General features: G+C 40.0%; 6 protein-coding genes. 4 read left to right on the top strand and 2 right to left on the bottom strand.

Annotation, left to right across the window (positions count from 1 at the left end):
- Positions 1-18 precede the first annotated feature (18 nt).
- A complete protein-coding gene (pbpC, locus tag DM558_RS01485) occupies positions 19-2,358 on the bottom strand; it encodes a peptidoglycan glycosyltransferase PbpC (protein ID WP_228411786.1) in 2,340 nt (779 codons plus the stop codon).
- Positions 2,359-2,419: 61 nt separating this feature from the next.
- Entirely contained in the window at positions 2,420-7,309 is a 4,890-nt protein-coding gene (locus DM558_RS01480; RefSeq protein ID WP_407644327.1) for an alpha-2-macroglobulin family protein, read from the bottom strand.
- A gap of 212 nt (positions 7,310-7,521) precedes the next feature.
- Between DM558_RS01480 and DM558_RS01475 the strand changes: the two genes are divergently transcribed.
- From DM558_RS01475 to DM558_RS01460, 4 genes are all read left to right on the top strand, one after another.
- On the top strand, positions 7,522-8,472 hold the full coding sequence (locus tag DM558_RS01475; RefSeq protein ID WP_127161730.1) for a DUF1152 domain-containing protein: 951 nt from the start codon (positions 7,522-7,524) through the stop codon (positions 8,470-8,472).
- 75 nt (positions 8,473-8,547) lie between these two features.
- Positions 8,548-9,162, top strand: a complete 615-nt coding sequence (locus DM558_RS01470) for a LysE family transporter (RefSeq protein ID WP_164731217.1) — start codon at positions 8,548-8,550, stop codon at positions 9,160-9,162.
- Between the two features lie 316 nt (positions 9,163-9,478).
- Positions 9,479-10,750 carry a RidA family protein gene (locus DM558_RS01465; protein WP_127161728.1) on the top strand — a complete coding sequence of 424 codons (1,272 nt, stop codon included), beginning with the start codon at positions 9,479-9,481 and terminating at the stop codon, positions 10,748-10,750.
- An 843-nt stretch (positions 10,751-11,593) separates the two neighbouring features.
- Positions 11,594-13,366 carry an RCC1 domain-containing protein gene (locus DM558_RS01460; protein WP_127161727.1) on the top strand — a complete coding sequence of 591 codons (1,773 nt, stop codon included), beginning with the start codon at positions 11,594-11,596 and terminating at the stop codon, positions 13,364-13,366.
- The last annotated feature ends 74 nt before the right edge of the window (positions 13,367-13,440 follow it).

The following is a 13,440-nucleotide window of genomic DNA, read 5'->3' as shown; positions in this document are numbered from 1 at the left end:
TAATTTAAAGTATAGCATTTACTGTACAGAAAACTCGATAGTGACTGTCTGCCCTAACTCATCTAATAGTGCTAATTGTTGTTTTCCCGATTTTCTGAATGTCCACTTAAACGCTTCGTCAGGCTGTGTTTCCTGAATCAACTCACCGTTTAGAAACCACCAACGACTCCCTGCTCCCCCTAAGGAAGAAAAGGTTAAGGTTAATGGGTCAGCATTAGTTGCAGGTAAACTTAAACGATCCCCCTCTTGCACTCCAACAATAAATAAAGGCGCTGATTGTGGCAATGAAAGGGGTGGACAGGTCTTATCTTCTTTAGGTAAACGTCTGGTACGTCTCTCTTTATATTGTAACCATGGCTCAAGTGCCGCCGGCCACAAATCAATCCGTTTTTTTATCGCTCCGACACAATCAGAGGCCACTTGTAACCCTTGGTTATTAACCCAAATAGTTTGAACAATCCCCGTTCCCAAAGGTTGATCACTTGCCTGTAATGTTGGCGGAGTTAAACCATCCAACGTCCAAGCAAACCGCTCCTTTCGGCAATTAGGGTCTTTCTTAGCCAATGGTTGACCCGATGGCCAACAAATAGATGCAACCCCGACTCGCTTAGGTTGTAAATTTTCATCAACCCCCATAACAGCAGTGGGTGCCTGACTCATCACCAAATCATGGGTTTGCAATAATAGAGGAGTTGCCGATGCTAGCCCAAACTGCCCCGGCACGGGTGTTCCATCAGGGCGACCAATCCAAACACCGACGATATAACGCGGCCCCACCCCAATAGCCCAAGCATCTCGAAAGCCATAACTCGTTCCTGTTTTCCATGCTAAATTATTACGGCGTACTAACCCTGCTTGAGGGTTGCGATCTGGCTCGGCTTGACCTGATAGAATACGTCGAATAATCCAAGCGGAACCATCAGATAATAACGGCTTTTCTTGTAAGGGGGCTGTAGGCGTAAAACGAAGCTGTGCTACTTTACCATGACGAGCAAACGCACTGTAGCCTGATACAAGGCTTTCTAGATTTGTCCCTACCCCACCCAAAATAACGGCTAGGTTTGGAGTGGTCATCGTGGGCAATGTTAAATTAACTCCTGCACCATTGAGCTCACCATAAAATCTTTTGGGGCCGTAACTTTCTAATAATTGTACAACCGGCAAGTTTAAAGACATTGAAAGTGCCTCACTGGCTGAGACAGGACCAATAAAGCCAGCAGAGAAGTTACCGGGTTTATAATCACCATAACGCCTTGGAACATCTTGCAGTAATGATTCAGAGTGTATCAACCCAGCATCCATTGCCAGCGCGTATAAAAAAGGTTTGAGCGTTGAACCTGGAGAGCGAATAGATGACACCATATCGACATGGCCGAAACGTTTACTGTCATTCATATCAATAGAACCTAAGTAAGCCTTAACTTCCATTGTTTGATGATCAACCACTAAAATCGCAGCAGAGGTATACTCAGGTAGTTTAACTTGCCAGTTTTTTAATAGGTCTTCTAGTCGCCGTTGCATGGTGGCATTAATCGTCGTTTTAATGACAGGCGGTTGATTTTTGCTGTATAACCGTCGTGCTAATAACGGTGCCATTTGTGGTTCTTGTCGCTCGGCAAGAAAAATATTCTCCTCTTTGATCTCATTAACTTCCGACTGAGGCCAAATAGCAAACTCCGCTAATCGATCGAGTACTTTATCACGTGCAAGCTTTGCCCGTTCAGGGTAGCGGTCGGGCCTTAAACGACTAGGGGCTTGGGGTAATACAGCGAGCAAGGCTGCTTCTGCCTTGGTGAGTTGGTCGGGGGGTTTACCTAAGTACGACCAACTGGCGGCAGCAATCCCCTCAATAGTTCCACCATAAGGTGCACGATTGAGATAAAGTGTTAAAATCTGCTCTTTGCTTAAATGCCACTCTAATTGCAAGGTACGAAACACTTGTCTTAATTTCCCCCAATACGTCCGTGAGTGAGGTTCAATTAGGCGCGCCACTTGCATTGAGATCGTACTACCCCCTGAAATAATTTTACCGTGGCTAATGTTTTGGCAAAAGGCACGCGCTAAAGCTACAGGGTTAACTCCAGGGTGTTCATAGAACCAGCGATCTTCATAAGTTAATAAGGCTTCAATGTAGGCGGGTGAAACTTGATCGATAGTAATCGGATAACGCCATACTCCCTCTTCATCAGCAAAACGCCATAATAAGGTGCCATCTTCTGCTAAAACAACGCGAGCGACACCATCATCAGGTAAAGGCAAAGGGTATAGCTTATCCACTGCCCATAACAGCACTAACAAAAAGAATGGAATACAAAGCCAAATACGCCAATGTCGACCAATAAAACGTAATACTGACACCTTAACTATCCTACAAAATAAAAGGCGTACAGTGTACGCCTTTTTAATGAATTGCTTTGACCTATTTAGGTTTTACAACCAGCACACCAGGGGCACTGCTACTGGCTTGCCAATTTGGGCGATACATTGATTCAACAATGGCTTGCGGAATGAGATACTCACCCGGCGTGACAGCACGTGCTAGGTAAACAATTTCTGTCGCTAAATTAGAATAATTATAGCCGAGATCTAATTGCAATACATAGCGGTCATCACGGAATTCTTGATGCTCAATCCGTGCTTGTTGCATTGATTTTAATGAATCTTTAATAGTAGACGCTGCATTGTTTAAACTCGCTGAAGAATTAGCTAAGTTTTGATTTTCTAACTCAAGCCCAGCAGGTAAAAAATCAACCAATAATGCATCACTGATACGCTCTTTAGTTTTCAACTTAATGCGCACAATCACTAAATCGCCACTCTTAACATTTTTAAGATCAAGGGGGCTACCATCTGAATTTAAATATTCCTTCGTAACAAACAGGCCGTCTGTATTAGAGGCTTGTGGTGCTTCCTTCGGATACCCAGATAGATCTAGCGTTTGGTAGAGCACCACACTTGGTGTTTTATTAGTGACTGTCAGTGTTGTGATTTGGCGCATTGCTTCATCGCTGAACTTCATGGATGGATTTTTATCCGTCAAAGTATATTGCTTACCAGCGATTGCCACATCAGCTGTCCATGGTTGGCTAGCAGATAACAATGTACGATAACCCGCTAAGAAAATAGAGTTGCGCTCTTGCGTTGATAACCAACGTTGATTAGCAATCTGGTTACTTAACTTAAACATACGATCAGCAATAACTTTTTGAGAAGTCATATCATGCTCTTGCAGTAATGCTAATATCAACGCATCATCACGTGTATCGCTACCGTAATCACCTATCCACCAATAATATCTTGTAGGTTTATAACGGGATTTAGTCAAGCCTTCGGCCAGTACTTGCTCTGCACGCGTATTATCACCCATTAGTTTTAACGCAGCAGATAACTGCACCAAGGATAAACCAGAAGGGGCATCACCACGACGATCATACAACGCACGTAAGGCACCTAATGGCGCTTGCTGAGAGCGCGCTAAGACATAACCTGCATACGCTTGTGTCGCAAAACGAGTTGCCTTTTCACTATCAGAATAGTCAGGTGTAATCGCTGAGGTATTTTGAACATAGGTCTGTAAGCGCTTGATCGCTTTGTCTAAGCTTGAGCTTGGTACAGAAAAACCACGCTCACGGGCACGTAATAAATAATCCGTCACATACGCTGTTAACCAATATTCTTCTCGACTATCACTGCTCCATAAACCAAAACCACCGTTGTAGCGTTGCATACCTAATAAACGGCTTATGCCTGTATCAATAGCCGCGCGGCGTTCTTCATCCGTTTGTTTAGTTTTAATCCCTAGTTTTTCGAGTAAATTATTATTCGCATACAATGAAGGATACAAGCCACTCACTGTTTGCTCTGCACAGCCATAAGGATAAGCGCGTAAATACTGAATTTGCTTCGATAAGTTTAAAGGTGGCGTAGCAGTTAATTGTAGCATCCCCTCTCTACCATCCAACATCGTTGCAGCCATAGTACCTGTAGGAGCATTCCAAGGTGAATTTTCTAATACCTCTTGGAACGTTTCAACCACCGCAGGATAAGCAGGCCGTGTACCAATCTTCCACTCGCGTTTGATGTCAGGCAACGGTTTATCACCTTGTAAAATACCTGACACAACCAAGGTAATTTTACCTGTGCCTATTCCCTCGCCTGCTTTAACTTGCACTTTAATCGTTTGACGTTGATCTTTTGCCACGGTGATTGTTTGCTCTTTATTATCGACCAAACTCACTTGACCTTCTGACGCCAACATAACTTTTAACGTTTGAGGTTTATCGGTTAAGTTGGTTACATCTAAAGCCAATACAGCACTGTCACCCCCAGCTAAGAAACGAGGTGTTGAAAGCTCCGCAATAATAGGGGCTGCAATCACTGTTTTTGCCTCATTCATACCAAAGGATTCATCACCCCATACTTGCCCCATGAGCCTTAATTCACCATTAAAGTCAGATATTGCAAAAGACACTTCTGCCTCGCCCTTGTCGTTAACACGAACAGGTTCACTTTGCAAAGCAACAATCATCACATTGGTATCTGGTTTTTTGCCCCCTTTGCTCATGGCATCACCACCGAAAGCAAGTTTGGCAATACGTCCTTGCCCTGTTTCAATGAGTTGTCCGTAAACATCTAATTGGTCAACACCATAAGCTTTACGACCAAAGAAGCCATCGAATGGGTCTGGGGTTTTATATTCGGTAATATTTAAAATCCCCACATCTACAGCTGATAACAGCACGCTCGCATTTTTTACGGGTTGACCGTCTTTATCGGTTGCTTTAATTTTTACAACTAATTTTTCTGAAGGTGCCGCACGCGCAGGTGCTTCAATGGTAAGATTTAATTTACGCTCTAAACGATCTAAAGGTAAATGTAATACACCTACAGCACGCTTAGGAGTTGCACCTACTTTACGACTGCCAGGACGAACCACCAAGGTAGAGATATATAAATCATGGCGCTTCCATTGCCCATCGGCAGGAATAGGAATTTCAAAGGTTTTACCTGTTGCAGGAACTTCTATCGCTTGCCACCATAGCAAACCATCAGAAGACTCAACCATTAGATAACCACTACCAGCGGCTGGAGGAGTAACGGTAATTTTTGCTTTATCACCCACCTTATAGGCTGGTTTATCCATCACCATTTTTACTTGGTCAGGACGAACAGCACCACCATCAGCGGTATTTTCTTGCCACCAATAACCTGCACGGAACTGCTGGCTTGTAATAAGCCCTGTAGCAGGGTTTTCTACTTCTAAACGATAGTACCCCCACTCCACAGGATAGGTTAGTTTAGCCGTTGTACCTTTAGTGATATTGATTGTTTGTTCATCCATCACCAAATCTTTTTGATTAAAATTGCTATTCCAACCATTATCTTCAGAATAATACCAATAATAATCACGACGCTCATGAATTAAGCGTACTTTGAGGTTTTTGGCGGCTAATTTATCCCCTTGGTAATTAGCTAAAACCACTTCAAACTCGACATTACTGCCCTCATCCACTTCTTTATCTTTAAATAAAGGGCGAATACCGACTAACTCACTTGCAGGCCATACGGGTTGGATCACACGACGAACAATAGGACGACCACCTGTTTCTTGCAAACTCGCTTGGACAATGAGTTGTAATGGGGATTTTACCTCTTTCCATTGACTATCCAGTTTAATCGTTCCCTTGCCCTCACCGTCAAGATTAAACTCAGTAAAATCAATGTTTTGGCTTAAATATTTCTCATTGATATTACCAAACAAGTAACCGGGTAACTTTGCTATGGGTTCGCGAGCGGCTCTGACATAAATTTGACCGCTTAATGAATTACCTGCCGCAGGCGCACCATAAAGATAACGACCATCGACACCTACATACATAGTGTCAGTGGGTGATAGTGGTTCTTCTTGTGCTTTTAACTCAAGTGCTAGACGCTCAGGTAAGAAATCTTCTATATTGAAATGGTAATCTTGTAGTTTTTTACCTGCCACCGTCACTAAAAAAGACCAACGTCCAGTAGCTGCATCACTTGGGATAGGTAATTTATACTGATAGAACCCTTGGTCATTGGTTTTCCATACAAAACTACGGAAAATCTTTCCATCTGGGCTACGTACATCGACATTAACGGGGGTTTTCGCTATTTGCTTACCGTCTTTGTCACGCAATAGCGCATTGAATAAAACCGTTTCGCCTGGGCGATATAAATCACGAGGGCCAAAAATAAAAAGCTGGTTGATCGCCTCTTCTGGGCCTGCTACTGTGAATTCCGACATATCCAATGCTGATGTATTTAAGCGTAGCATCGTGGTTTGACCATCATGGTTTGCTAAAACAACACTGACCTTGTCTGCATGCTCAATTTCCGCATAACCTTTGGTATTGGTTGAAACATTGGCAATCACATTGCCTTTTTCATCCAATAGCTTAATATCAGCGCCAATAATTGGCGTCCCAGTGTCTAATGACTGAGTAAAAACCGTTAAATTATCGTTAGCTTTGTAACGGTGTGCAGATACGCCTATATCGGAGATCGTAAAAACTGTTGCAGCATTACTGTAATCGTAAGAGCCTGATTGACGTAATACGGCGAAATAAACACCGGGTTGTTTTAATTGTTGAATATTTGCAATGGGTAACATGACCGTTTCACGGCGATTTTTTTCTGCTTCTAGCTTAAAACCACCGGTATAAACTAAGTCGGCCATTTTCAATAAGTCAGTCGCTTGCCAATACCGTAATGAACCACCACGCCCCCACTCAGAAAGAAACTGTGGTAGCTTGTTATCTTGTACTTTAAAAAACTCTACGGTTGCTTGGTCAACATTTAATGTCAGTACAGGTAGACCTTCAGCTAAACGCACAGGAAATAGCGAGCCACGACTTGCAAAATTGATCATTGGTTGTAAGTTTTTAGTGGTTAAACGAGAGACATGCTCTATTGGCAAACTTCTGCCATTCACACCACGTAGACCTGAATCAATTGTTAAAACAAGTTTGCGATTAGGCTCTAAACTATTAAACGTTAACTCTAATTGATTATCTGAAAGCACCCAAGCGCCATCCACTTTCCCTGATTTAGCGTCTACTAGATGCAACTTATCATTAAATGCTTGCCCCGATTTCAGAGGCACAGAGAAGGTAACAGATAAAGTGCTGGCTCCGTTGACTTGTATCTCAGATACATCTACTACTTTTAGTTCCTTACCTGCATAACGTTCTGCTAAGGTAGCTTCATCCAAGCTAGCTTTAGCAGTTGCTGCTTGGGTCATCGTCATGTTTTCAGATACAACACCAAAAACCAATGACATCGCGAGAGGTAAAGCCAACAACGACTGTTTAGTCTTGAATATGTCCAACATACTTATCTTCCATAAAGTAAAACAACAAAAATACAAACAACAGTTTAGTTTGTAATCTTATCGTATAAGTATTAAATTAGCCATAACATAACCTGATACCCCGTTAATATTTTTCATAATAATACGGTTTTCACACTTGTCATAATCAATAAGGAGAAAAAATGCAGATTCCTTTTTTTAATGAGCTTGCAAAAGGAGAACGCTTTTTAATTGCAGGGGCTGGTGGTGGTTATGATATCACGCATGGAATTCCTTTATATTTATACCTTACAAAAACACTGGGCAAAGAGGTTGTTCTCGCTAACTTTTCCTTTACTGAACTTCCTCGATCAGGAGCAGAGAAAGTCTTTGATGGCACTTATAAAATAACCAAAGACTGTGAAATGTTAAATTACTTTCCTGAGAATCTTATTTGCCAATGGTTATGGAATCATTTAAAGATCGACACGTCCATTTACGCTTTTGATTATGAGTTAGGCGTACAACCATTAAGGCAGGCTTATAATTATTTAATCGAACAATACCAGCTTGATACCGTATTATTGGTTGATGGTGGGACAGACAGCGTCATTTTTGGTGATGAACAAACAATGGGAACAATTGTAGAGGATGCCAACTCTATGATAGCAGCTGTCAAAAGCAATGCAAAAAACAAATACATTGCGGCCATTGGCTTTGGTATCGATCACTTCCATGGTGTAAATCATTATAATTTCTTAGAAAATGTCGCTACACTTATTCATGATGGGGGATATTTAGGCGCTTTCTCATTAACTAAAGAAATGCCAGAGGGTAAAGAGTACTTAGCGCTTACCCAATATATTCATCAACACTCTCATTACCCTAGTATTGTGAATAACTCGATTGCTGGTGCAATGTCGGGTGATTTCGGGGATATTCACGCCACCCAAAGAACGGAAGGATCAGAACTCTTTATTAATCCATTGATGCCACTTTACTGGACGTTTAAACTCGAAACAATTACACAACGCATGGAGTTTGCTAGCCTTCTAGAAAATACGTTGTCTATTCAAGATGTAAAAACAGCAATTCAACGCCATAAAATTTATAAGAATGGGCAATTTCGTCACAATCAACCTATTCCTTTATAAATTAATGTACCGATAAAAATATTGGTGTGCCCTATAAACACTGCTAAAATAATTCTTTTATAATGGATTTTTATCGTGTCGCTTTTTTCGATTTTTTTAATACATTTATTAGCTTTAGCCAGTCCGGGACCTGATTTTGTTTTTATTTCACAAACAGCTGTTAATCACACAAGAAAACAAACACTAGTTGCTATTGCTGGTGTCTGTTCAGCGATTGCTATTTGGGAGCTATTAGCAATTAGTGGTTTAAGCTTTATTATTGATCGAGTACCTATAGTCTATCAACTACTATTACTATTAGGAGGTGGATACCTCTTCTGGTTAGGTATACTTTCAGTAAAATCCTCTTTTAAAACCTATCAACTCATTATTACTCCAAACCACCAACAAAATCATTTCTTTCTAAAAGGACTGATGACAAATCTTGCTAATCCCAAAGCCCTCGCTTATTTTGGAAGTATTTTTTCAGTGGCTGTAGCCCACTCCAGCCATCAAACCATTATTTTAATGTTTGTCATTGTTCTCATCGAAAGCCTTATTTGGTTTTATTTAGTTGCACGCTTATTTTCCACTGAGAAAATTGCTAAGTGGTATCAAAAACACTTACGTGCAATTAATTTTATTTGTGGATTAGCATTCATTGGCTTTGGGTTAAGTTTACTCGTTCAATTATTAAAAACTATTTTGTAATATTCAACTATTTCTCATCACGCTATGGCTTTGTTGTATAAATCAAAATTGGGCTTCCTCCCTACTTATACGACAAAGCCATTTTTAGATTACCCATGACCTTTATTTTTAATCTTAAATTACATGACATTTTCATGCATTAGATCATAGTAAGCTCATTTAATTAAAGCCATCGCCTCCTAAACCCATTTAATTAGATCGCCTAATTCTAAAGAATACGAATGCTATACACAGAAAAGACAACAAAAAAGTAGTCCGTTGACAATTATTGTAAGGTCAATTAGAGTTTCTCCTTTTACTAAGGAAAAACACTATCGTGAGTGGTTATAATACAGTATTAGCAAGGAACACAGAAAACGCACCTGCATGCACCAATCCATATGCTCAAACGGTTGCATTCTCTCATTACAATAATTTTTCAGCTCAATTACCGATCGACCCAAAATCAGGTAAATTAGTCGCTGGTGGCATCAAAGAACAAGCGCAACAATGCTTTAAAAATATCAAAGCTATTGTCGACAGTATCGGCCACGTCATGAATGACATTGTTAAGATTACTGTATTCGTTAAAAATATTAAAGAACTCGATGCCGTAGACGAAGTTTATAAAGCCTTTTTTACAAGTTATGTTCCCACACGAACAGTGCTTGCTGTTGAAGCATTACCCATGAATGCTTTAGTTCAAGTTGAAGCGCTTTTATCAAACGGGGAAGGAACAATACCTAATGCTCCACAAGCTGGCGATCTCATAAAGCTTACAAATAATACAAGCAATGCTCCAATAAACCCACTTTCTACACAAACCGTAGCTTTTTCTCACTACAACAATCTTTCAGCCCAATTACCGATTGATCCAAAATCAGGTAAATTAGTCACTGGTGGGGTAAAAGAGCAAACTCAACAATGCCTTAAGAACATTAAAGCTATTTTAGAAAGCATTGACGTTCCTTTCGATGACATCGTTAAAGTTAATGTTTTCCTTAAAAACCTTTCTGATATTGAAGCAGTCAACGAAGTTTATACAACATTTTTCCCTGATTCAGCTATTGCCAGAACTGTCGCTTATGTTCCTGCTATCACTACAATTGCTGCTTCAGCTTTACCAATGGGTGCATTAGTACAAATCGAAGTTGTCGTGTCGCACGGAGATGGTACCCCACCACAAGCTGTTGAAGATAGACACGGACTAATCATAGAAGCACACAACACAGATAATGCCCCAAAAAGTCCATTATCTACACAGTCTGTAGCTTTTTCTCACTATAACCACCTTTCAGCTCAATTACCTTTAGACGCAAAAACAGGTAACATAGTCACTGGTGGTATAAAAGAGCAAACTCAACAGTGCCTTAAAAACATTAAAGCAATTGTAGAGAGTATCGACCATACAATAACGGATATAGTTAAGATCAATATATTCCTTAAGAATATAGCGGACACTGATGCTGTAGACGAAGTTTTTGCATCCTTCTTCCCAAATGTTACCCCTGCAAAAAGAACCGTTGGTGTATCAGCTTTACCTAAAAATGCACTCATCCAAATAGATGCTGTTGTATCAAATGCTGAAGGCACACCACCAAAAGCATAATAAGCATTTACTAGTGAATACAATAACTGCCAAATTAAAGGCAGTTATTGTTTGTAAACATTAATCAATCGATTGGCAATTGGGCAAGACTCAAATAGAAATAACGTTAACTGATTTAAAATCTTTACCCCTCCATGCTCTAAGTAAAAACCTTTTAAATTGAATCTACCACCACACTGGTGGAGAGTCTCATCCATACATTATCATGCCTATTTGCTTTTAGATTGGACACATGATAAAAACAATCTGGATGTGAATGTTTTCATACACAATGAAAGTAAGCCCCAGCATATCACCATCAACCCAAGAGACGTATTCGAATACCCTAATAATTAGATCTAATTATGCTCTGATGGGTAAGCTCACTCATAATTTATCAAATTTAATTAAGAGTACTTTGTAATTTATACCCCATCGATTTAATAGTACTAACTACTCTTTACCGAATGCTTACCTCTAACTATAAGTTTTCATTTAAACAACAAAGTCCTTTTATAGCATCGTTTACTAAAATTTTTCTTGTTTAAGCAAAAATTTATAACTTCTTATATTAGATCTAATAACAATCGTGCCAGAGAGTTTTTCTTAAACACACTTAATATCTCAAATCATCCTATTAATTAGCTAATAATTTTTATTTTAGTTTCGGGAGGTAACACTATGTTTTCTCAAAAAAGAAAAATAATGATCGCCACTGTATTAGCCATCATTATGACTATAAACACACTAATTATAGCCTTTTCAAGTGGTTCATTAATAACACATTAATACCCAACTTAGCAGCTCACGTAATTTACTAAGCTATTAATAAACATTTATATAACAAGGACAAAGGAAATATTTATGTCAAAAACAAATATAAAGTTTCTAAAAAAACATTGTCGAACATTTTTGTATTCGACACTTATATTATCAACGTCCTTGGCATTCGCCAAGGATCTCACTGTTGAACGTTTAAGTTTATTTGTTTCAGATGGAAGCAGCGTGTATGAAAGCAGGCCACTCAATGCGAACCTTAATACACTTCCCCCTGCTATCACGGTAAATTTTCAAGCGAATACAGATGCCAATAACAACACAACTTGGCAATGGAATTTAAAGAACACTTCTAAGCTTAACTATAATAACTTGCGCATCACAGGGTTAATTGATGTGGATATTGATGCACCTAGTAATACTTTTTTTAATGAGTATGGCTCATTATTATCACTCAGCGCACCAAGTGGTTATATTGCTCCAGATAAATGGGAGATCAGTGAACCTGGCTATTTAAAAGGAGACCTTATTACTCGAGCTAGCCATGGTTCTTTAAGAAATATTTCAGCGTATGGCGATACTAGTACAACGGATGATCCAGCGATGGCGCTATCAATTGACATTGGTAATTTAAGAGCGGGTCAAGAAATTATTGCAGTTGCTACATTAGCAGAAAACTCCACAATAGGGCTAACCCAACAAGACAACTTAACAAATCCTAAAGCATTTTTTAATTTTTATGCAAAAAAAGGTTTTTTTGATAGAGCTTATCCCGATATGGTTCAAGGTGGTTTATTAACAACCGGGTCAGCCATCAAAGAAGGCAATGTCTGGGTATGGGGATTTAGAGGCTCATCTCAACAAGGCAATGGAACAATGGTTGTTTCTAGCAATAAAACTCCAGCCAAGGTAAATAGCCTAACAAACATTATTGGTCTAACAGGAGGCGCTTATCACTTAATTGCTTTAGATAATGAAGGAAATGTCTATGGCTGGGGACAAAGTGGTTATGGTGAGACGGGTTGCAAACCAACACAATCCATCTATGTATCTATGCCCTGTAATGTTTTGAAGAATATTGTACAAATTGGTGCTGGCGAGTATTTTTCCATTGCGCTAGATGTAAATGGCCAAGTCTGGACATGGGGGCACAATTTATACGGGCAACTAGGTAATGGTGGAAACAAAAATAGTCAAATACCTATTGCTGTTAACTTGAAGGGTGAAAAAGCACGTTTAATTGGTGGTGCTTATGAAGGCGCTTTTGCGGTTACTGAGGAAGGTCATGTCTGGGCGTGGGGTGACAATGAAGCCAGTGGTTTAGGTTTCCAAGGTTCTAATTACGGTGTTCAGAGAATTATTCGTACGCCTACGCGTGTCCCTAAGCTAGATCAATATGCAGATCGTATGACTTACATTGCAGGAGGTAATGGTTGGGGCGAAGCTTTACTGGACGATGGCACGGTTATTGGCTGGGGACTCCATGCATCACTGGGGCAAGGAACGACTAAAACCAATATTAGTTCACCAGAACCTGTTATTGTCATGAAAAATGTCGCCCAGCTCTACGCACGCTATGTGGGCTCTATCGCATTGACTGAAGATGGAAAAATCTATACCTGGGGACAAACAGGCGGCAGTGCTTTCCCAATGATTTATGGTGCCTTCCCAACCTTACGCACCCCCCATGCTAATGATCCTGTTGTTTCTGTGGGTGGTGGTAAAGAACATGTATTCTACCAAACAGAAAGCGGCGCTATGTATGGCGTTGGCTATAACGATCTCTACAAAATCGATCAAACCAAATGCTGTGCACCTATTATTAATTGGCCAGGTAAAGGCATAACCATTGGAAAATAAACAATGAGAGCGTATTTAATCCTATTAATAATTATAAACGATACACCTTATTTACTGACTAACAAATTAACAAG

Origin of the sequence: Entomomonas moraniae (genome assembly GCF_003991975.1) — a bacterium.
Lineage (GTDB): Bacteria > Pseudomonadota > Gammaproteobacteria > Pseudomonadales > Pseudomonadaceae > Entomomonas > Entomomonas moraniae.
Note: the sequence above shows the minus strand (reverse complement) of the source record. Positions and strands in the feature narration are given on the sequence as shown.

Coding starts and splice junctions, on each gene's coding strand:
- DM558_RS01460 (WP_127161727.1), top strand. CDS start 11,594: ATGTCAAAAACAAATATAAAGTTTCTAAAAAAACATTGTCGAACATTT.
- DM558_RS01480 (WP_407644327.1), bottom strand. CDS start 7,309: ATGTCATTGGTTTTTGGTGTTGTATCTGAAAACATGACGATGACCCAA.
- DM558_RS01475 (WP_127161730.1), top strand. CDS start 7,522: ATGCAGATTCCTTTTTTTAATGAGCTTGCAAAAGGAGAACGCTTTTTA.